Annotated in this window: 20 protein-coding genes; 16 read left to right on the top strand and 4 right to left on the bottom strand. The window is 34.4% G+C overall.

Going from position 1 to position 22,589, the window contains the following annotated elements:
• Positions 1-3 precede the first annotated feature (3 nt).
• From ACYUJ6_RS14215 to ACYUJ6_RS14165, 11 genes are all read left to right on the top strand, one after another.
• Positions 4-4,089, top strand: a complete 4,086-nt coding sequence (locus ACYUJ6_RS14215; protein WP_461843364.1) for a TIGR02680 family protein — start codon at positions 4-6, stop codon at positions 4,087-4,089.
• A 3-nt stretch (positions 4,090-4,092) separates the two neighbouring features.
• A complete protein-coding gene (locus ACYUJ6_RS14210) occupies positions 4,093-5,391 on the top strand; it encodes a TIGR02679 domain-containing protein (protein WP_461843363.1) in 1,299 nt (432 codons plus the stop codon).
• Positions 5,392-6,462: 1,071 nt separating this feature from the next.
• Positions 6,463-7,038 (top strand): restriction endonuclease subunit S, encoded by a 576-nt coding sequence (locus ACYUJ6_RS14205; RefSeq protein WP_461843362.1) that lies wholly within the window; start codon positions 6,463-6,465, stop codon positions 7,036-7,038.
• Positions 7,035-10,244 (top strand): type I restriction endonuclease subunit R, encoded by a 3,210-nt coding sequence (locus ACYUJ6_RS14200; RefSeq protein WP_461843361.1) that lies wholly within the window; start codon positions 7,035-7,037, stop codon positions 10,242-10,244. The genes ACYUJ6_RS14205 and ACYUJ6_RS14200 overlap by 4 nt, the downstream gene beginning before the upstream one ends.
• 74 nt (positions 10,245-10,318) lie before the next feature.
• Positions 10,319-11,569 carry a restriction endonuclease subunit S gene (locus tag ACYUJ6_RS14195; protein ID WP_461843360.1) on the top strand — a complete coding sequence of 417 codons (1,251 nt, stop codon included), beginning with the start codon at positions 10,319-10,321 and terminating at the stop codon, positions 11,567-11,569.
• 31 nt (positions 11,570-11,600) lie between these two features.
• Positions 11,601-13,190 (top strand): type I restriction-modification system subunit M, encoded by a 1,590-nt coding sequence (locus ACYUJ6_RS14190; protein WP_461843359.1) that lies wholly within the window; start codon positions 11,601-11,603, stop codon positions 13,188-13,190.
• Between the two features lie 386 nt (positions 13,191-13,576).
• The gene (locus tag ACYUJ6_RS14185; protein ID WP_461843358.1) at positions 13,577-13,783 is read left to right on the top strand and encodes a DUF2281 domain-containing protein; all 207 of its coding nucleotides are present in this window, start codon (positions 13,577-13,579) and stop codon (positions 13,781-13,783) included.
• Positions 13,768-14,103 carry a type II toxin-antitoxin system PemK/MazF family toxin gene (locus ACYUJ6_RS14180; protein ID WP_150358255.1) on the top strand — a complete coding sequence of 112 codons (336 nt, stop codon included), beginning with the start codon at positions 13,768-13,770 and terminating at the stop codon, positions 14,101-14,103. Before ACYUJ6_RS14185 ends, ACYUJ6_RS14180 begins: the two co-directional genes overlap by 16 nt.
• Before the next feature lie 295 nt (positions 14,104-14,398).
• Positions 14,399-14,644, top strand: coding sequence for a type II toxin-antitoxin system prevent-host-death family antitoxin (locus ACYUJ6_RS14175; protein WP_106011075.1), 246 nt, complete (start codon positions 14,399-14,401; stop codon positions 14,642-14,644).
• Positions 14,641-15,015, top strand: a complete 375-nt coding sequence (locus tag ACYUJ6_RS14170) for a type II toxin-antitoxin system death-on-curing family toxin (protein WP_461843357.1) — start codon at positions 14,641-14,643, stop codon at positions 15,013-15,015. The genes ACYUJ6_RS14175 and ACYUJ6_RS14170 overlap by 4 nt, the downstream gene beginning before the upstream one ends.
• Positions 15,016-15,289: 274 nt before the next feature.
• Positions 15,290-15,775, top strand: a complete 486-nt coding sequence (locus ACYUJ6_RS14165; RefSeq protein ID WP_276329485.1) for a restriction endonuclease subunit S — start codon at positions 15,290-15,292, stop codon at positions 15,773-15,775.
• Here the strand turns inward: ACYUJ6_RS14165 and ACYUJ6_RS14160 are convergent.
• Positions 15,772-16,698, bottom strand: a complete 927-nt coding sequence (locus ACYUJ6_RS14160) for a site-specific integrase (RefSeq protein ID WP_461843356.1) — start codon at positions 16,696-16,698, stop codon at positions 15,772-15,774. The two genes, ACYUJ6_RS14165 and ACYUJ6_RS14160, sit on opposite strands and share 4 nt — an antisense overlap.
• A gap of 589 nt (positions 16,699-17,287) precedes the next feature.
• On the opposite strand from ACYUJ6_RS14160, the gene ACYUJ6_RS14155 reads away from it, so the two are divergent.
• The 4 genes from ACYUJ6_RS14155 to ACYUJ6_RS14140 all read left to right on the top strand — a co-directional run bounded on the left by ACYUJ6_RS14155 (position 17,288) and on the right by ACYUJ6_RS14140 (position 19,228).
• Positions 17,288-17,821, top strand: a complete 534-nt coding sequence (locus ACYUJ6_RS14155; RefSeq protein ID WP_461843355.1) for a methylated-DNA--[protein]-cysteine S-methyltransferase — start codon at positions 17,288-17,290, stop codon at positions 17,819-17,821.
• 10 nt (positions 17,822-17,831) lie between these two features.
• Positions 17,832-18,608, top strand: coding sequence for a class I SAM-dependent methyltransferase (locus ACYUJ6_RS14150; RefSeq protein ID WP_461843354.1), 777 nt, complete (start codon positions 17,832-17,834; stop codon positions 18,606-18,608).
• A gap of 168 nt (positions 18,609-18,776) precedes the next feature.
• Complete coding sequence (locus tag ACYUJ6_RS14145; protein WP_461843353.1) at positions 18,777-18,944, top strand: hypothetical protein; 168 nt, start codon at positions 18,777-18,779, stop codon at positions 18,942-18,944.
• Positions 18,945-19,012: 68 nt separating this feature from the next.
• On the top strand, positions 19,013-19,228 hold the full coding sequence (locus tag ACYUJ6_RS14140; protein WP_461843352.1) for a hypothetical protein: 216 nt from the start codon (positions 19,013-19,015) through the stop codon (positions 19,226-19,228).
• A 428-nt stretch (positions 19,229-19,656) separates the two neighbouring features.
• Here ACYUJ6_RS14140 and ACYUJ6_RS14135 read toward each other — a convergent pair whose 3' ends face one another.
• The 3 genes from ACYUJ6_RS14135 to ACYUJ6_RS14125 all read right to left on the bottom strand — a co-directional run bounded on the left by ACYUJ6_RS14135 (position 19,657) and on the right by ACYUJ6_RS14125 (position 21,755).
• On the bottom strand, positions 19,657-20,184 hold the full coding sequence (locus ACYUJ6_RS14135) for a DUF6143 family protein (protein WP_461843351.1): 528 nt from the start codon (positions 20,182-20,184) through the stop codon (positions 19,657-19,659).
• A gap of 290 nt (positions 20,185-20,474) precedes the next feature.
• Positions 20,475-21,296, bottom strand: a complete 822-nt coding sequence (locus ACYUJ6_RS14130; RefSeq protein WP_461843350.1) for a class I SAM-dependent methyltransferase — start codon at positions 21,294-21,296, stop codon at positions 20,475-20,477.
• Between the two features lie 24 nt (positions 21,297-21,320).
• Positions 21,321-21,755 (bottom strand): MarR family winged helix-turn-helix transcriptional regulator, encoded by a 435-nt coding sequence (locus ACYUJ6_RS14125; protein ID WP_461843349.1) that lies wholly within the window; start codon positions 21,753-21,755, stop codon positions 21,321-21,323.
• A 138-nt stretch (positions 21,756-21,893) separates the two neighbouring features.
• On the opposite strand from ACYUJ6_RS14125, the gene ACYUJ6_RS14120 reads away from it, so the two are divergent.
• The gene (locus ACYUJ6_RS14120) at positions 21,894-22,214 is read left to right on the top strand and encodes a DUF2087 domain-containing protein (RefSeq protein ID WP_461843348.1); all 321 of its coding nucleotides are present in this window, start codon (positions 21,894-21,896) and stop codon (positions 22,212-22,214) included.
• The last annotated feature ends 375 nt before the right edge of the window (positions 22,215-22,589 follow it).

Genomic DNA, 22,589 nt, shown 5'->3' with positions numbered 1-22,589 from the left:
TATATGGAAGATAACAAGTGGATTATAAACAGGGCAGGACTTCTAAATTTTTGGTACTATGATGAAGAAGAATTTGATTTTTCAGACGGGAAGCTTCTTCTAAGGGGCTCCAATGGCTCTGGTAAATCAGTTACAATGCAGAGCTTCATACCCCTTCTTTTAGATGGAAATAAAAGTCCCGAGAGACTGGATCCATTTGGATCAAAGGCCAGAAAAATAGAAAATTATCTTCTCGGGGATGAGGACAGTGGAAAGGATGAATCCATAGGATATCTCTATATGGAATTTAAAAAGAGAAAAACGGAAAATTACATAACTATAGGAATGGGATTTAAAGCCTCCCGGGGAAAGGCTCTGAAATCCTGGGGGTTTGTCATAAATGACGGCAGAAGAATAGGAAAGGATATTTTTCTATACAAAAAAGCGGGGGGCAAGCTTCCCCTTACGGCAAAGGAACTCCAGAACAAAATAGGTTCCGGCGGTCAGATTGCAGAAAGTCAGCACGATTATATGAAGCTTGTAAACAATCACCTTTTCGGCTATAACAGTATAGATGATTATGATGAACTTATAAAACTTCTGGTCCAGCTCAGGACTCCAAAGCTTTCCAAGGACTTCAAGCCTACGGTAAGCTATGAGATAATGGAAAATTCACTTCAGCCGCTTTCAGAAGAGGATTTAAGGCCTATGTCCGAAGCCATAGAAAATATGGATAATATAAAGAGCAGGTTAGAACAGCTTAAAGATGGCAGAAGGGCAGCTTATAAAATAAAATCTGCTTTTGATAAATACAACAGTTTTTTTATTTTTGATAAAGCCAGGCTCTATAAAAAATATAGAGATCAGCTTAAAAAGCTTCAGCTTGAAAAGTCACACTGCCAGAGCGAAAAGGAAAGATCAGGAAAGGAATACCTGGAAGCAGAAAATAGATTAAAAAATCTTGACATACAGAAAAGCACAGTGGAGGAAAAGAAGAGGGAACTTGATAAGCATGACAGCATAAAAATAAGAGAACGGATCGAGCAGTTGAACCGAAATATTGAAAACTTAAGTGCACAGAAGGAAAAGAAGGATGAAGCATATGAGAAAAAGAGAAAAGATGAAGCTTCCTTAAAAAACAGCATAAAAAAACTGGAGGAGGAAAAGGATCTTAAGCAGGATAAAATAGAAAAGATACTGCTTGAAATGGATGATACGGCAGAAGAGATATATTTTGACGAGCAGAGTTTTATGGAGGACGAAATTAAAGCGGGTATGGATAAAGAATATTCCTTCAACTACGTGGAAAGCAGTCTTGAAAAATACATAAAAGGTATGAGAGAGGCATTTAAGGCAATACAGGAGCAGGAAGCTAAAAATAAAGAATATGACGGAGCTCTTGAGAAGCTTGAGAAAAGCAAACAACAGAGAGAAGAAAAGTTAAAAACTTTTGATGAGACCAGAAACCTTCTTCTGGAGATACAGGAAGAGTACATTGAAAAATTATATGACTGGAGAAAGAACAACAGGGAGTTCAAGCTGACAGAGGAATCCATAAACAGTATGTCAAGGTTAGTGAATAATTTTGACTATACCAGCTCTTTTGATGATATAATTGCTTTAGCCAGAAATGAATACAATGCTTTTGAAAGAGATTTAAGCAGTGTAAAATACAGGATTGAAATGGAAAAACAGAATTTAGAAGAGCTGCAGAAGGAAAAGAAACAGGAAATAGAAAACTGGAAAAACAAGGAAGACCCGGAACCTGAAAGGGAACAAAAGGTTGTTGAGAATAGAAAAAAACTTAAGAAAATGCACATACCATTTATTCCATTTTACAGGGCAGTGGATTTTAAAGATGATATTTCTGAAAAGGTTAGAGGAAAACTGGAAGAAGCTCTTATGGATATGGGACTTCTGGATGCACTTGTAATTCCCAAGAAATACAGAGACAAGGTTTTAAAGCTTGATTTGAATACTGCTGATAAATATATATTTCCGAAAAATAAGGCCTGTGAGAGAAATCTCTTTGAATTTTTGAAACCCGAGTCTGTGGATGAAGATCAAATTGACACTGAAGATGTAAATGAGGTTCTTGGAAGCATACTTATCCATGAAAATAGCAGTGAAACCTATATTGATGGGAATGGACAATATTCTATAGGATTGATAAAAGGAAACATTTCAGGATTATATGTGCCCAGGTTTATAGGAACAAGTGCCAGAAACAGATATAGGCAGGATATGATAAACAGGCTTTCGGAGGAGCTTGAAGAAATAGAGGATAATATTTCAAAATACAGCAGTGATGAAAAAATAATTGAATCAAGGCTGAACTTGCTGAAGCAGGAATTTGACAATATTCCTTCAGGCAGGGATATTTCTGCTGCGGTATATGAGCTTAAGGATGCCGAATTCAAATATAAAAAAGCTTGTGAAGATGTACAAAATAAAAATGATGCGGAGAGAAAAATATATGGTGAATTGAAAAGTATAAAAGAAAAAGTATATCAGCTTACATTAAGATTTAGAATCAATATAAATACGGATGATTATGAAAATGCACTTGAAGCCGCCGATGACTACAGAGAGAACCTCTTCAAGCTTGAAAAAATACACGGCCAGTTTCTGCAGATTATAGAAAAGCTTAAAATATTCAACAGCAGCATGGAAGATATTTTTCAGGATATAGACGATATCATCTATGATAGATCATCAATTGAAAGGGAATTGAAGGAATCTTCCATAAATCTTGAGAATTCGCAGAAACAACTTGAACTGTCAGACTATGAAGCCATAAAAATACAGGTGGAGGAATGTATAAGACTTTTAAGAGAAATTCCCGAGAAGATTAAGGAAAACACGAGGAAAAGTGAAAGAGAAAAAAAGATATTTGAGGATCAGGATAAAAAAATTGCAGATATTTCTGAGGAAATTCAAAGTATGTCAAAGATTGAAGACATATATAGGAGATCTTTTGAGGAAGAAGCTTCACTTGGATATGTAGTTGAGAAAAAAGATATGAATAGCTATGAATTGGCTGATAACATTATAAAGAATAGGGTAATGGAGGATAAAAGTTTAAAAGTAAGAGAAGATTACAGCAGCATGCTGTTTCAAAAATTTCAGGAAAACAATCAATATTTAAGAGAGTATACAGTTAAAACCGGATATATATTTACTGATGAAGCTAAAAGCACGGAGGAAGCAGTGGTCAATGCCAGTGGAAGCAGACGCAGGGTAGATATAACAGCAAAGGTAAGAGGAAAAGATGTAAATTTCTATAGACTTGTTGATTTTATAGAAGACAGCATAAAGGAAAATGAGATGCTGCTTAAAGAAGGTGACAGACAGCTCTTTGAAGATATACTTGTGAACAATATAAGTAAGAAAATAAGGGCCAGAATATTTCACAGTGAAAAATGGGTGAAAAAGATGAATGAACTCATGGAATCAATGAATACGTCAAGTGGTTTGTCCTTTTCTCTTAGATGGAGTAGTAAAAAAGCGGAAACAGAAGAACAGATGGATACCAGGGAACTAGTGGAACTTTTAAAACAGGATGGTAATCTTTTAAAGCCATCGGATCTTAATAAACTTTCCGGGCACTTCAGGTCAAAGATATCAGAAGCACGCAGAATATTGGAAGACAAAGGTCAGAGTCAGACCTTCCATGGCATTATGAAAGAAATACTGGATTATAGAAAATGGTTTGAATTCAAATTGTACTATGTGAAAAAAGGAGGAAATAAAAAAGAACTTACGAACAATGCTTTTTATCAGTTCAGCGGTGGAGAAAAAGCCATGGCTATGTATGTACCTCTTTTCTCAGCGGTGTATGCCAAATATGAAGGTGCCAGAGCCGACAGTCCCAGGATAATATCTCTGGACGAGGCTTTTGCAGGAGTTGACGAAAAGAATATAAGAGATATGTTCAGGCTTTTGGACGAACTGGATTTAAATTATATAATAAATTCACAGATATTGTGGGGAGACTATGATACGGTGCCTTCTTTGTCAATCTGTGAACTTTTGAGACCTGATAATGCAGAATATGTTACAGTCATGAGATATAAATGGAATGGAAAGGTTAAGGAGCTTTTAGTATAAATTATGAATAATGAACTGTTCAAGGAATGTGTGGATTATTTTAGAAAGAATGAAGGCTTCAAGAGAGTTTTTAAAAAGATTGATGAAAAATACAGATCTCTTGGAACCCTGGGAGGCAGGATACAATTAAACAATTTAAGTGAATGTGAGAAAGATGCACTTACAGGATTTTTCGGTAAAAATTATTACAAGAAATCTGTTTCCATAAAAGTGGGCGACTTTGTAAAGAAACTGGATTCTACAAAATTTTCAGGTGTTGATTTCAAGACTGTACTGGAAGAATTACTGGGACACAAGCTTTGTTCAAGGAAAGATGAAGAACTTGAATATAAAAAGAGCCGGCATCTGTTCTATGAAGGTATATTGAATGAAGTACAGGAAACCCATGGAAAACAGTGGCTTCTAGCTGTATTTGAAAGTGACAGCAGTGCTTTTAGATTCATAAATAAAAAATATTACGAGAACAGGGAAGCTTTGAAAAGAAATTTGAAGGCCGTATGCAGGGCACTTTCTGTTATGTCCTTTGACAGCAGGCACCTTATCAGGCTGGCACTACTGGCATCTGAAGTTACTAAAGATCCGCATTTTTTTGACCAGGACAGAGATGCGGGAAAACTTATGATCTTTGCAATAGTATTTTTTATAAAGACAGCCTATCCTAAAAATGCTGAAGAACTTGCAGAAACAATGTACAATGCGGGAATAATAAAGGATGAAGTTTCAAATTACACACTTTGCAGCGGTATGCTGGCATACTTTAAAGAAAACCAGGTCCACCAGGGATGGAAGGGATTTTATGACAGCGGAGAACCCATACAGGTATCACTGATTAATATAAGCAGAGTCAGTAAAATTTCAAGTCCCCATAAAAAGGTATATGTGTTTGAAAATCCTACCGTATTCAGTGAAATACTTTACAGAACCCTGAAAATCAAGCCGTCCCTTATATGCAGTTTTGGAAACTTTAAGCTGGCATCTCTCGTTTTAATGGACAAATTAGTTGAAAATGGTGCACATATATATTACTCAGGAGATATGGATCCAGAGGGAATAGTGATGGCAGATAAATTGAAGTTTCGATATGGACAAAAACTTATATTGTGGAGATATGGTGTAGGGGATTACCAGGATATAGTTTCAAAGGTGGTACTTACCGAAACCAGAATAAAAAAACTTCAAAGTGTAAAAAGTGCTGAGCTTATGAAAATATGTGAAGCTATAGAAAACTGCAAATGTGCAGCTTATCAGGAATTGTTGATAGATAAATATGAAGAGGACATCAGAAATAATCAGGAAAATTAAGTTTTAAGGAGAAATTCAGATAATGTACATATAATTGTTAAATAAGGTATTTATGGAGGCAATAAATGTTTAAGAAAGAAATTATTTAGAAAAAATATTTGTGATTAGCTTATACAATTTAGGTACCTTAAAATCACATTTAGTAATGTAAAAAGTATCCCTAACAAACTTCAGGATGACAAAAGTGGTCTCTGATTATTGATGTATTTTATCTTTGAAGATATAGCTGCTTTTATGCAATCTATTCAGGTTGCCTTTTAAAAGTGCAACCCGGTAAATCAGAGATTTAGCACTTGGAAAATTTTTAGGACGATAGTCCTTGATAGGTTAACACATCATGCTGGAGGTTTTCTATTTGTAAATCTTGCTAGTGATTTAACTAAAAAAAGAAAAAACTATGGAGATTGTGGCTTGCTGAGGGTGAGACAAATTGACGAATAAGATCAGCAATTTATATATGGGAGCACTGAGGGAGCAATTCAAGAAATACCCCAATGACAATTATGAACATCTGAAAGATAAGAGTGTAATTTATAGTGATGCCTTCTACCCTTATCGTCATGATATTTGTATGGATTTTTGGGGTGTATTTGTCGATGAGAATTTATTAAGAAAATTGTATAAAAGTATAAATCCTGTTAATAGCATGCTCCATCTGTTATAGGGGGCATATCCTTACGCAAAAGTCAATATTTCTGCATAATTATATCAAAGGATTGTCTACTGGCATATGGGGTGTGTGGTGAAGATAGTTGCATTGAATGCTTAGTGAAGGCGAGTATTGGGAGTCTGAATTTAGCGTGAAAGCCAGCATTACGGAGGGTAAGGGATTAATATGTTGGTTAGGCTGAATTATTTTATTAAAATTACTGCTTGATAGTAAAAATGCACCAGAGGTGCATAAAAGGGTTTAATGTGTGGTCACTCTTAGTGGAAGTATTTAGTAAAAAACAGTTGAAATATAAAAATGTAATTTTAATAAATTACATTTTTATAGTTGCAGTAAAATTCCTTTTATGATATGATTACATCATAGTAAATAAAGTTAATTTTAGAAAGGCACAATATTTTATGAAAAAGTTGAGTGAATTGGTTGAATTAGTAAGTGGATCTGCCCAGTTTAGAATTACTGAAGTGTTTGATGAGAAAACACCGCTTTTTACTTATTATAGTCAAATAGATTTAACGGATGATTTGGCAGGTATTGTTTCAAAGGATGCGGATAACAAACAGGTCAGAACCAATGATAAAGTAAATATATTATGCCATGGTGATGTGGTGTTTAGTTTAATTACGGGAATTGCAGCCATGGTAAGAAAAGAGCACCAGGGATATCTTTATACTCAAAACTACGTTAAATTATTACCTGGCCATAACATTGATTCAAAGTTTTTGGTTTATCTCATTAATGAAAACAAAACAATCAAGAAACAGTTTGTGTTGGGACTGCAAGGTTCGCAAGTTTTAAAATATACTCTCAGGCAGCTTAAAGAGCTTGAAATACCGAAAATACCTTCCATAGATAAGCAAAAAATTATAGGACAAGTCTATTTTAATCAGTTAAGGCTGCAGGCCCTTAAAAATAGGGCAGCAGAACTTGAAACAAAAATCATATTATCCAGGTTAGAGGAGGCAAGCGAGAAATGAATGAAGAGCAATTTGAAACTGAATTAATACAATATATTACCAGCGGAACCATAACTAAACCTGAACATCTGGAAGGAATCAGCGGCTTTAAGGTTAGTGAAAAATCTGCCGATTACTGTGTGAAAACAAAGTTGTGGAAGTATGAACCAAAAATTAAAACTACAGAAAAGCTTTGGGATAATTTCAAAGAAATTCTTGAGAGGCACAATCAAAATACACTTGATCATCCACTAAGTACTGTGGAATTTAATCAAGTTAAAAAGATTATATCTGATATTCAAACACCATATGAAGCTGGACAATTTTTATATGGACTTAATGGTGTATCGCAGATCGAAATTGATTTAGATGACGGCCGTCACGTGTTTTTAACGGTTTTTGATCAAAAACAGATTGGTGCTGGGGATACAGTATATCAAGTGGTTAATCAAATTGAACGCCCTGCAGTTATTGCTGGGAAGCAAAATCGCCGTTTTGATACTACACTTCTTATTAATGGTTTGCCTATTATACAAATTGAAGAAAAACGTGATACGCATGATGTCAATGAAGCACTGAATCAAATGCATCAGTATTCCGAAGAAAACCAATATGGTGATATATTTTCCACATTGCAGATATTGGTGGCAATTACGCCGAATAACGTGAAGTATATGGCGAATACCACGCCCAATAAGTTCAATAAGGATTTTGCTTTTAACTGGCAGCGTAAAAGTGATAATACCATTGTGCGTAATTGGAAAGAGTTTGCCGATTCAATGTTAAGTATTCCAATGGCCCATCAGATGGCTACCAATTATATGATTTTGGATGGCACAAAAAACAAACAAATGTTAAAAGTAATGCGTCCATATCAAGTATATGCAACTCAGAATGTAATTGAAAAATTAAAGCAAGTTGATTTTGAACTGGGTACAAATAAAGTAGGTTATGTTTGGCATACCACTGGTTCTGGTAAAACTATAACCAGTTTTAAAACAGCATGGCTTGCAAGCCGCATGCCGAAGGTTGACAAAGTTGTCTTTGTAGTGGATAGAATTGCTTTAACAAAACAGACAAATGAAAATTACAGGGCCTATGATCCGGATGCTGGTGAAGATATGATTGGAAGTGTTCAAGATACCGATAATACTACTGATTTAAGCCGTAAATTAAAGAGCAAAGATAATAGTATCATTGTTACTTCTGTTCAAAAGCTTGATACTTTAGTGAAACGTAAATCTTTTAAAGCACCTGATAAAAATGTTGTATTTATTGTGGATGAAGCACACCGTTCAACCGGCGGCGAAAGTTTTGCAAAGATACAAAAGGCTTTCAGGAAATCCGCCTGGGTTGGTTATACAGGGACACCCATGTTCGATGAAACTACCAGCGGTTTGCGAACTAAAGATATTTTTGGAACACTGTTACATGCCTATACTATTCGTGAAGCAATTGCAGACAGAAATGTTTTAGGTTTTAAAGTGGATTTTGAAACCACCATTGATGAAGAGCAAATGAAAACCAAATATCTGCCAAATTTCTACCGGGAACGCTATTCGAAGTGGACTGAACAACAAATTAAAGATAAGATCAATAATCTAAGTCAGGAAGATATGGATGATGCAGTTGAACCAAGTTTCTATGATGAAAATCCGGATCATATCAAATTAGTAGTTGAAGATATTTTCAAGAACTGGCGAAATCGCTCAAATGAAGGTAAATATAATGCACTTTTTACCACTCATGTTGGCGGCGGAAAAGCCAGTACCCCAATGGCAATGATGTATTTCAATGAATTTCAGCGAGTAAATGATGAGAATAAGAAGAATGGCAAGCAAACATTGAAAGTGGCAGTTACATTCAGCCAGAACTCATCCAATAATGACAGTATGCTTGCTGCCAATCAGGGTTTATATGATGCTATGAAGGCTTATAACAAGGAATTTGGTACAAGCTTTGGTATGGATGATGCAGCTGGATATACACAGGATGTTACTGAACGCTTGAAAAAAACTGCTGCCGACAAGAATTTCCTGGATATTGTGATTGTGGTAGATCAGCTTTTGACTGGATTTGATGCACCGGAACTTAATACACTTTATGTAGACAGAACACTCAAAGGAGCAGGACTTATTCAAGCTTATTCAAGAACAAACCGTATTGCTGACATGCAGGAAAAACCCTGGGGGCGTATTGTAAATTATCGCTGGCCTGCTCAAAATGAGAAGCTGATGAATAAAGCTCTCGCAGTTTATGCCAATAAAGATTCCGCAATTTTATCGGAAAATGAGCAGCGTAAATCCAACCAAAAAGATGGTATTATCGCTAAACCTTTTGAAGATGTATTTAATGAAGTTAAAGAGGTTGTTCAGAAATTAGACAGCTTAACTAATGAGTTTCAACAATTACCATCTTCTGAGAAGCAAAAAGATTATATATTTGATTTGCTGCGCAATTATAATGTTGGAATGGCTAAATTAAAACAATATACGCCTGAAGAAGTTGATGGAAATACAGTAGGTTTCAATTACGACAATCCTGATGAATTAGTTGAAAAATTAGGAATGACAAGTGCTCAGGAAACCATGCTTACCACAACTTTAACCAATGAGATTAAACAGTATATGTCAAAGAAAAAGAAAATTCCTTTTTATCAAATTGAGTTGAAAATGACCCATGTGAAGGATGTGAAAATAGATTATGATTATCTAACTGAATTGGTGGAACAATTATTAAACCAGGTGCATGAGGGCAGGAGTCAGGAAGCGCAAGCTACAAAAGAGAAAATTGATCAATTTGCCACTGGTTTGGAGGACAGAAATTATGCTGTGAAGGTTATGAATGCAGCAATTGCTATTATCAGAGGTCATTTTCCACCGGAAGGCTTTAATCTTAAATATCCAGTAAAATTGAGAGATAGTGAGCAAATTATTCAAGCGGCCAACAATGTCAGCCTTGATAGAATGTTCCTGGATTTTCGGGTGAAGTGGGGAATTACAGATATTATCACAAGTGCCCAGATGCGTGAATTATTTAGTCATCATCGTTATGGTATGCAGGATTTAGATGATGCTGGTCAAATCCGGAATATAATTGCCCAGGCAAGCGTGGATTATAAGACGTTGGCACATGACGAAAAGATACAATCTTTGTCTAAAATCAAGTATCGTAATGGTTTGCGTAAAGCCATTTATGAATTGGCTGATGAGCGTGCTGAAAGCTAATTTATATCTAATAAAACTTTAAAATTAATTATTAAACTGCTAATTATCAATTGACAGTTAAGATAGGAGATAAAATGGATAAAAATAAAGCTAATGTACCTAAAATAAGATTTCCAGGATTTACCGACCCTTGGGAACAGCGTAAACTTAGAGAGATTTCAAAATTAAGTTCTAGCAAGCGGGTACATAGAGAAGATTATGTGGAAACAGGAATACCATTTTTTAGAGGTTTAGAAATTTCAAAATTAGGAAGTTCTTCAAAGTTAGAAGATTTGTTGTATATCTCAGAAGAATATTATAAAAATTTAAAAGATAAATATGGTGTCCCTCAAATTGGAGATATTTTGATTACTGCTGTTGGGACACTTGGAAATTCCTATTTAATCCGTGATAATACACCATTTTATTTTAAGGATGGAAATCTAATCTGGCTTAGTGATATTAAGATTAACTCACAGTATTTGAATACATATCTAGGTGATGGTATAGGAAAGAAACGAGTTTTAGAAAGTGCTGCTGGTTCTAATCAAAAAGCATTAACAATGGTAAAGTTACAAAATGTACAAGTTTTATTTCCCAGTAAAGAAGAGCAACGTAAAATAGAGATATTTTTTCAGAACTTAGATAACCTTATCACCCTTCATCAGCGTAAGTTAAATCACCTGAAGGATGAGAAGAAAGGTTTGTTACAAAAAATGTTCCCGAAAAAAGGTGAGAATTTTCCAGAACTTCGTTTTCTGGGATTTACTGACCCTTGGGAACAGCGTAAGTTGGGAGATGTTGTTGAACGTGTTACTCGAAAGAACAAAGATTTAGAGTCAACATTACCACTAACAATTTCTGCACAAGATGGATTAGTTGACCAAAACGTGTTCTTTAATAAGACTGTTGCGAGTCGTGATGTAAGTGGATATTACCTAGTGAAAAATGGTGAATTTGCTTATAACAAATCATATTCAAATGGTTATCCTTGGGGTGCAGTTAAACGTCTTGAACGTTATGATATGGGTGTATTATCAACGCTTTACATAGTTTTCAAGCCAACTGATGTGAATAGTGATTTCTTGACAAAATACTATGATACGACATACTGGTATCATGAGATTTCAAAACACGCAGCTGAGGGAGCAAGAAATCATGGCCTATTAAATATTGCCGTTTCAGATTTCTTTGAAACAGAATTAACAATACCAAAAGATAAGGCTGAACAAGAGAAAATCGGACGATTTTTCAATAATATCGACAACCTTATCACCCTTCATCAACGTAAGTTAAATCATTTGAAAAAACAAAAGAAAGCATTACTACAACAGATGTTTATATGAAATAATTTAAAAAGAGAAAGGAATTAAGAAAATGAGCAATAATATGCAAACAATTACTAGTAAACTTTGGGCTATGGCAAATGAACTGCGCGGCACAATGGATGCTTCAGAGTACAAAAACTATATCCTGGCGTTTATGTTTTATAGATATCTTTCGGAACATCAAGAACAGTATTTGGTAAAAAATAATGTTATTGACGCTGCGGAGGGAGAATCTATCAATGATGCTTATCTAAAACAGGCGGCAGGTGCAGATTTAGTTGACTATTTACAGGATATTTCATCAAGTTTGGGATATGCAATTGCGCCAAATGATACATGGAAGTCTTTGATTAATAAAATTAATGATTCACAAGTTATTCCCAGCGACTACCAGGCTATTTTTGATAACTTTAATAAGAATGCGGAATTAAATAAAGAAGCGGTGAAAGATTTTCGCGGTATATTCAACGATATTAACTTGGGAGATACACGTCTTGGAAGTTCTACAAATGAACGTGCAAAATCACTTAACAATGTAGTTAAGTTAGTGGACGAAATTGAGTACAAGGGAGATGATGGGAAAGACATTCTAGGTGAAATCTATGAATATTTAATCGGTAAATTTGCTGCAAGTGCTGGTAAAAAGGGCGGGGAATTCTATACGCCTCATCAAGTAAGTAAGATTTTAGCTAAAATAGTCACCAGCGGTGTAGAAAAATCAGATGAATTTTTCAATATATATGACCCGACGATGGGCTCAGGTTCCCTACTGCTTACTGTTGGACAAGAATTGCCTGATGGTACTCCTATGAAGTATTTTGGTCAGGAGTTGAATACAACAACGTATAACTTGGCCCGTATGAACTTGATGATGCACAATGTGTCTTATAACAATATGACACTAAATAATGCTGATACTCTGGAAAACGATTGGCCGGATGGACCGGACGAAAAAGGGATTGACCACCCGCGCAATTTTGATGCAGTGGTTGCAAATCCACCGTATTCTGCGAAATGGGATAATGATAAAACTAAATTAAAAGATCCGCGTTTTAGCGATTATGGGAAATTGGCACCAGCCTCAAAAGCAGATTATGCTTTTGTATTACACGGTATATATCATTTAAACAACACTGGCACAATGGCTATTGTTCTGCCTCACGGTGTGCTGTTTCGCGGTGCAGCAGAAGGCAAAATCCGTCAAACTCTGATTGAAAAAAATTATCTTGACACAGTTATTGGTCTGCCGCCTAACTTATTCTATGGGACAAGTATACCTACAATCATTTTGGTATTTAAGAAGAATCGTAAAACTAAAGACATATTATTTATTGATGCAAGCAGTGATTTTGAAAAGGGAAAGAATCAAAATAACTTGAATGATGAAAATATAGATAAAATCATCAATACATTTAAGGAACGCAAAGATGTTGATAAATATGCTCACTTGGCATCAATTGATGAAATCAGGGAAAATGAGTTTAACTTGAATATTCCACGTTATGTTGATACTTTTGAAGAAGAAGCTCCAATTGATTTGGAAGAAGTAAATAAGCAGTTAGAACAGGACAATAAAGAAATTGCAGAACTTGAAGCAAAGATTAAGGAACAATTGAAGATTTTAGGTGTAAAAATTTAAATTTGCTGGTGCTGGGAGCAGTGTGAGCTGGGTGCAATTTCAGATAAAGTAACTTAAAAGAATACGGATTTCAAATTTTTTCCCGTTGGAACAATAAAAAACGGGAAAATGGACGAGGTGTAGAATATGAAATTATATCGAAAGATATAATTCACCACTTGGAAAAATAACATTGGTGAGTGGTGGTAAGTTCCTTACGGGATATGCAGGCGGAATAGACAGAAAAATAGAGTTATTAAAAGATAGAAAGGGAATATCAGGATTTTTTCTATATTCCTAAAAAAGGTACGGCATTGTAATATGAAACCAACGAATTTAGACAATGATGTTTTAGTTAATATGGTATAATAATAGTAAAATAAAGAATATACAGGAAGGTGATTTATATGATTAATAAGGATGCCTTAGTAAAAAAAATTGAAACATTACCACCTTACTTATTGCAGGAAGTAGCTGATTATATAGATTATATAGAATTTAAAAAAAATAGAAAAAGCAATTTAAAGATAGATGATATAACATTAGCAAGTGAAGAGAATCTAGCAAAAGATTGGCTTAAACCTGAGGAGGATAAAGCATGGAAAGACTTATAAAGGGTGATGTAGTCGTTGTACCTTTTCCCTTTTCAGATTTATCGCAATCGAAGAAGAGACCGGCCTTAGTATTAGCTGATTTAGAAGGATATGATTTAATTCTTTCCCAAATAACAAGTCAAAATGTATTTGATTCATATTCAATAAAATTGAAGAATAGTGACTTTGAAGAGGGATCATTGATAAAAAATAGTAATATCAGACCTAATAAGATATTTACGGCTGACAGAAATATAGTTTTGTATAAGATTGGGCATTTGAATGAAGAAAAAATAAAAGAGGTAACAGATAGGGTTATTAGAATCTTTGTAGAAGGCTAAAAATGAAGTTATAAGTAAAACTTATTATATAAAAAGATTTTTAGGGCAGTTTGCTCTATATAACAATATGACGTTAAATAATGCCCATGTGGCATCAATTGAGGAAATCAGGGAAAATGAGTTTAACTTGAAACAAGGATTAATGAACAATTGAAGATCTTAGGCGTAAAAATTTAGATTTGCCGGTGCTGGGAACAGTGTGAGTTAGATGCGATTTAAAATTTTATATAAGTAGGATATTTTTATCCTACTTATGGTATAATATAAACATATTATAGTGTTAGGAGGGGTTTCAATGCTGGTAAATACTAAAAAGATAGTTTCAATGTCAGAGGCTAACCAGAATTTTTCTAAAATAGCCAAGATGGTTGATGAGGACAAATCGGTAGTTATTATGAAAAATAACAAGCCCAAATATGTAGTTTTGGACTTTGAAGAATTTACTAAAGAAGCTGTATCTGAAGAACAGACCCTTGATAGGATTGCGGATAAAATTCTTGAAGAAAATATAGAAGCTTTTAAGGAACTGGCTGATAGATGAAATATATATCTTTGGAATATATAATAAAATTGCATGATAAGATGATAGGTATTACAGGAGGATCAAAAGGAATTAGGGATATAGAACTTTTGAAATCATCAATAGAAAATTACAGGGCTACATTTGGTGGGGAAGATTTATATCCAACTGCTGAATCTAAATGCGCAAATATCTGTTTTAATATAATAAAAAATCATGCATTTGTGGATTGCAATAAAAGAACTGGAATATATGTTATGCTTATGCTTCTTGAATATAACAATATTAAATTAGAATTTACCCAAAAAGAATTAGTGGATTTAGGTGTGGATATAGCATCCGGGAAGTTAAATCAGAAAGATATAATATCATGGATAGAAAATCATAAATAGGTACTTACTTTTATAGTAGGTGCTTATTATGCCTGAGAAAATGATGATACCATGAATCTAACAGCGCTTATGGAGACAGTTAAACGGCTAATGAATTTACAAGTATGATTATACCCAATTATGATATCTGTCTTTTAATTGATATTGCAAAATATAAGAAACCAGAAGCTCCTGTTGATATGATTAAAAATTGATTTAAAAAATATAAATACTATTGAGTTTTTATGATTATAGGAAAGAATTAATAATTCGAATTTTAATCTGGAGCTAATGCATTTACTTTCCTACGCTTGCTTGGGAACAGCGTAAGCTAAAAAATATAGTTGATGTTAAAAGCGGGAGAGACTATAAGCACCTTTCAGAGGGTAAAATTCCAGTCTATGGAACTGGTGGATATATGCTAAGTGTGAATGAAGCTTTATCATATAAAGAAGATGCGATAGGTATTGGGAGAAAAGGTACAATTGATAAACCATACATATTGAGAGCACCTTTTTGGACTGTGGATACCTTATTTTATGCGGTTCCTGAGAATAATAATAATTTAAATTTTGTTTATGATATTTTTCAAAATATAAAGTGGAAACAAAAAGATGAATCAACAGGTGTGCCAAGTTTATCCAAAACTGCTATTAATAATGTAGATGTTTTGATACCTGATTATAAGGAACAGAAACAAATAGGTGACTTTTTCCAAGATATTGACCACCTTATCACCCTTCATCAGCGTAAGTCATTTCTGATAATGATTTCCAGTTAACTTAATCCTGACAATGAACGCATAATCAAATCTACATCTTTATTTTCAAGTTCCTGAATAATGTGTAAATAGGTTTTTTGGGTTGTTGTCATACTAGCATGCCCTAACCTTCTGGCAACACTTGCAATTGATACACCGGCAAATAACAAAAGAGAGGCATGGGTGTGGCGTAATCCGTGAATTGAAATTACTGGAATCTTTGCATCCCTACAGTGTCTTGTTAATATGTTATTAACAGTAGAATTATATACTTTGTTTTCTGTAAATATAGGGCTGCCTTCCGGCAATCCCTTTATTAACTCAGAAAACTGAATTACTGTTTGCCAGTCTATTTCTACTTTGCGTACGGAGGATTGATTTTTTGTTGGAAGAAAGCCGCCATTTCCTTTATAATCCCATGTTTTACTGATTGAAAGAATCTGATGTGAAAAATCAAAATCTTTAGGTGTAAGCGCTAATGCTTCTGAAAAGCGCATCCCGGTTTTTGCAACTAATAGTATGAACCAATCCCAGCTTACTTCAGGCTTTAAATCGAGATTGCTTAATAGAGTATGCAGCTCAAACTGATTCAGGTATTTTATTTTTTTATCTTTTGGAGTTTTCCCTTTGATTATTGCTTTTCGCGTAGGATCCCTGTCAATTAGACCTTCATCCACTGCATCCAAAATTGCAGCTTTTAATTGATGATGAAAATCCATTGTTGTTTGACGTTCATGCCACGCAGCATAGCTATTAAGTAATTGTTGGTAAGTTATACGATTCAAATCGCAAATTATAAGCTTTGGAATAAGTTTTTCAAGCCACTTTTTCGTCATAAGATATTTATCCATAGTCACTTTTCGTATAGCACCATCTTTGTATACTGTAATCCATTGTTCATAATATTGGTAAAATAGATCAGTTCCTTTTACTTTTCCTAACATTATTAATTCCTCCTTTTGATTTATGGAAAATTGCCTCACGCTGATCATTTGAATGGGATGTTGCTTGCTTAATCCTTGGGTGTGTGCACAAATCAATAATTGGAAAAACACACCTATTTTCTTAGTATAACCATATGTGTGATTTATTTGGGTGTACTCTAAAGTATTTTCAAAATGAGGATGAAAAGTATACACCAATGTCAATGGCATTTCGTTCAAATAATTTGCAAAATGAAGATTTACAGACTATAGCAGCAATAAATAAAATAGCACTTAACATTAGGTTTATTATTCAATAATGGTAAATATGTTCAAAGAGTAGAGACTAAATGAAAAAGGCTTAATTTCAAATGGAAAGTATGAGGAGTTATTACTTGATGGTTTTAGAATCAGATATAGTATATAATATAGGAAATGAAGGGATAGAATTAAATGACTGATAAGTATTTTTTCCATGATCAAGGAAATGATATGTGGAAAAGATATGCTTAAAAAGGATGGAATACTATCTAATAACTCATTTACAGATTTCACAATGACTCATAATAATTGAGATAATCTGATAGGTAAAATGAACGAGGTGTAGAACATGAAATATATGAAAAAATATAATTCACCACTTGGAAAAATAACGTTGGTAAGTGATGGTAAGTGCCTTACGGGATTGGTATTCGACGGGCAGAAATATTTTGATATAGAAGTGCCTGCGGATGCTGTAGTAAAGTCACTTCCTATTTTTGAGAAAGCAAGCAGGTGGCTTGACTTGTACTTTAGAGGACAGGAGGCAGATTTTGTGCCGCCGATTGTTATGACAGGAAGTGATTTCCGCATGGAAGTATGGAATATATTAAAAAACATTCCATATGGAGAAGTAATGACCTATGGGGAGATTGCAAAGCAGGTTGCTAAGAAAAGGGGCATTACAAGAATGTCTGCACAGGCAGTGGGCGGTGCAGTTGGACATAATCCCATATCTATTATTGTTCCATGTCACAGGGTTGTAGGAGAAAATGGAAATCTTACGGGATATGCAGGCGGCATAGACAGAAAAATAAAGTTGTTAAAAATAGAAAGGGCATATAAGGATTCTTTCTATATTCCTAAGAAAGGTACGGCATTGTAATATGAGACCAATGAATTTAGGAATTATAAATAAATCATTTGAGACACAGGCAGCTGATTTTGAAAGTAAGAATTACAACTTTACCAAAAAAGAGTATCTGGAGCATATCATAGAAAATATGCAGCTGCAAAAGAGAGATTCCGTATTAGAGGTTGCAGCTGGAACTTGTGCCTGCGGCAGAGAGATGGCATCTCATGTAAAACAGATTATTTGTCTGGATGCTACTGCTGCTATGCTTGAGATTGGGAAAAAAGAAGCAGAAGAAGCTGGACTCCACAACATATCATTTGTGAAAGGATATGCAGAAGAACTGCCATTTTTGGATCATTCATTTGATGTGGTTGTGTCAAGGCTTGCATTTCATCATTTTACAAGTGTGAAAATGCCCTTTGCAGAAATGGCAAGGGTGCTAAAACCAGGCGGCAAATTGATACTTATCGATATGGAGTCTGCAAGTGAGGAGCTGCGCAGAAAGGAAGATAAAATTGAAACATTGCGTGATGCGTCACATGTGAAGAATCTGAGCATAGAAGAAATGAAACAACTTTTTGCAGGCAACCACTTATCAATCACATTATGTGAAAAAGTGAAAATGCCTACAGTTCTTGAAAATTGGATGGAACTTACGAAGACACCAGAGGTAATGAGAGAGAAAATTCGACTGCTGATGAAGGAGGATATATCAGGCGGGGAACAGACAGGTTTTGCCCCATACTTGAAAGAGAATAAAATATATTTTGATCAGAGATGGGTGATGCTGATAGGGTGTGAAATAAATGAGTTCTAAACCTTGACAATATATAAAAAAAGGAAAAAATTGAATGATACCGCGATAGACCTTTCGTCCCATGGAAAGGTCTATTTTTTATGCTTAATTTTAGAAAATAATTTTTACTGGCCAGTGAAATTATATATTAAAAATATTAAATTTTTGTTTACTAAATGGAGGTATTTTGTGGGAATTGGGCTTGGCACTGAAATTGTTACAGGATATGCACTACTTGCAGAATTTGTGCCTTCAAAAACCAGGGGAAAGTGGGTGCCCATGCTTTCGCTTATAACAAACATTTCTACACCGGCGGCTGCATTTCTGGGATATCTTATAATACCACGGTTTGGCTGAAGATGGATGTTTGTATTTGTAGGTGTATTCTCTGTAATTGTATGGTATATGAGAAAGGATATGCCTGAATGCCAAGATGGTATGAATCCAAAGGAATGGAAGAAAATGCACAGCATGTTGTAAATATATTTTACCATGAAGCAGAAAAGGAAGCTGATAATTCCATAGCACAGCCTAATGTTATAAGGAAGGAACATAATAAAGAATCGGCGAAGTTTAGTGATTTATTCAGTAAAAATATGATCTCAAGAAGTATTGTAGGTTGTGCAGTACTGTTTTTATAGTACTTGGATGTATACTTGTAATAGTGGCATTTATTATTGCTGTGTTAGGAGTTGAAACAAAACAAAAATCCCTGGATGAAATTTAAGCTCTTAAGTAATGAATAAAAATAGAAGTATTAAATTCGAAATATGCCACTAGTTTCAGCATTGGATAGAATTGAAAAAGACATACTGAGTCTAGATGAAATGCCAGGGCAGTTTCGATTGTTTGAAAAAGAATAATCAGTGATTATATATAGAATTGGGAAACTCTTTTAGGGGTACAGTTAGGTAATCAACCCACTAAGACTTGAACAAGCCACCTCTTTCAGGGGTGGTTATGACTTTTTTATTATCTGGGATTAAAATGATATGTGTTCATGATAAAAAACTGCTCAAAGGAACGTTGATAATAGCGGCCTTGGAGCATTAAGTGATGTTGTAAGCTGTTATATACAAGATTCCTCCCACCATCCAAATGCAATACGTCCCAGAACTTTTTCATTGCTTGTTTCTGGTGGAAGACAGTTTATTAAAAAATTACCTCCCGGCGGGCAAATGAATTTTCCGTCCTCCTCTGATACAATGGTCGTTTCAGCAGGACAGCGGCGTCCAAATATAATTGTTCCGCCCATAGGTTCCTCATCGACGTTTTCTGAATACAAAAACTTAACCCTTGGTCTCGGCAAAGGACGGATTGATGTGTTTGATGGGCTTTGCATATTCGTAAGTTTCGCCCTTCCTGATGCCCTCGTATTCAGCCAGACCTGAAAAGAAAATGGAATTTCGGTGACATTGCCAACGGTAAAAACATTTACGAAAAGTAATATTCCGGAATTGAGAGGATTGAAAAGTCCGGCCCACGCATATCTGCCCTTGCCGAATTCTTCACGGCTTAATCCAACGAAATACTTACCCCGAAGAGATTGATATAATGACATTGGATAAGACGGTGGCTGGTATGGATTATCAAACATAGATATCATCCTTTCTACTGCATTATATGAAGGCTGTTTGGAAAATGTGAAATCAAGTTTCCACTTTTGCTTTGAATTCAGAACTATAATTTTTTCTCATGTGATTCACTATTCTTTATAAAAAATACTATGGTGAACCTATACTATGTTTGCAGGTGTTAATGGCGCTGGGAAAACATCCATATATAAATTTGTTTATTTGTTTAATAGAATATAACTCGGGAATTTTCAGAATCTTTCTTTCAACTAAATCATCTATATTGAATTGAGACATGATCCCAATCGTAAATTTATGTCGATATTTTATATAACAGCAAGATCATCATATTTCTGAAATTTGGAATTCTGTGGATGATAGAATAAAGTAAGCGGATTTTAAAGGGAAGCTTACGGATAAATTTTGATTTAAAAATAGATAAATCAGCAGCTCGTTTAAGTTTGGGATCTAATTTATCTACATCACTTATGTCATCCACTGTCCATTTGTGTACAGCTCCAGTTGTTGCTTTTAGGCTGTCTTTCCCGGAATTAACTGCAAATGAACTCATAACATCGAAGGCAATTTGTCCCTGGGGAAAATAGCTTGTTAGACGGTTAAGCAATTTTTTTACCTCACCTTCACTTAGGTATTCCAAAATACCCTCAGCAATGATCATTGTAGGCTGATTTCTCTGAATCTGCTCCAGCCAGTTCAGTTCTGTAACAGAAGACGAAATCATTCTGTAGCCTTCTAGATTTGTAAAAAAATACTTGCGTAACTCAATGACTTCAGGGAAATCTAAATCAAACCAATTTACTGTGGATGGTGGATTAATTCTTGCTATTCTTGTATCCAGACCGCAGCCAAGATTGAGTATAGTTGCATCAGGATGCTTTTTTATAAACTCCTCCAGCCAAGTATCCAATTGTTTTGCCCTTATGACCATAATTTCATTCCCAAAATGACTGACCTTTTCAAAATCATAGTCAATCATGTCAAGAATCTCTGCTGCTCTTTTGTCATTGAGAATAGGATGTTTGGAATAGCTGTCCTGAGCCTTTGCCAGTAAAGTAATCAGAAGTGTTTCTTTTTTCCCTCTTAAATTTATTTTATGGTTCTTAGTTGAATCCACGAATATATCTCCTATCCAACGAATTTAGAAAGACTTTATTTTTTCTAACAGTATGTTTACCTTATGCAGAGCGTATCTTATATCCAACTGTTCTTCCATGTTTAGCTTACAGATATTTTCACTGAAATTTTTATATACCTTTTTCCATTTCTGATCTTGGATTTCCTTCCCTCTGGGAGTAAGAGAAACTAGAACGGCACGTTTATCATTACGATCCGGGGATTTGATTAGATAGCCTTCAGTCTCTAAATCCTTTATGATATTCGTTAGTTGTTGCTTGGCTATTTTCAGACCATTGCTGATTTCTTTAAGATTTAAAGCTTTATTCTGCATATACATATATTCAATAACATGATTCTGCATATGTGACAACTCTGCCGAATCCTTGTTTAATTCATCAAAATTTCCGAAAATATTTGGTATTAGAGTCATGTATTCTTTTGCTATTTCTTCTATCATAAAAAAATTCCTTTCTTTTATATAGTATATATATTATTACTTTATTTAGATCAAATCAATAGTAAATTTGCATTTTAGTAAGTAATCATTTACTAAAACTATTATAGGAAAGTTATATGTAATTGCAGAGAATGTGAAATGAATTATGGCATTGCTGGGAAAGAACCATTCAAGCAGGCCAGGGAACTCTTAATAGAAGTGCCTTTTTTCGCTTGTTACTTTACTATGTTAGAGAATTATTATATAGTTATATTAAAAACTGTATTTGAAAATCTATCTTCTTTAAAATTAAAAACGTTCCCTGGAAAAGAGAAGAGTAAAATTGTTGTTCTCACAAAAATAACGGAGCAGCTGGAGCATGGAAAACAGTGCATGGGAAAAGAATTGAATCAAATATTGAAGGAGATTTATGACCATTATGCGGTAATTAAAGGTTACCTGGTTGATTACAGCGAATAACTAAATATATTAAAACTGATCTGGGAGGATAGGTTATCCAAAAAAGGCATGAAATTTTATAAAGAAAAACAAGGGAAAAAGTATTATTGATAATCATTTTTATATATGTTATACTGAAGCAAATATTTAGAAGAGAGGTATAGGGATGTTTATTGTTAAAATGAGACTCCGTTATTTAGTTTAATACAAATAGCTAAATAAAGATAAGGTAAAAAGTCCTATAGTTTTAGGTTAATTTGTTGTACCTTATTTTGGGATTCTTATAATGAACATTCATATGCTTTATAGTATCTTATCATAGGCATTAAGTGTGACTACAATAAGTGTAGTTTTTGTTGCCCTATATTTTTTATAGAGATATTGGGGTTGCAAGTG

It is taken from the genome of Clostridium sp. JNZ X4-2 (assembly GCF_054889485.1).
This window is presented reverse-complemented; position numbering and strand designations above follow the sequence as displayed.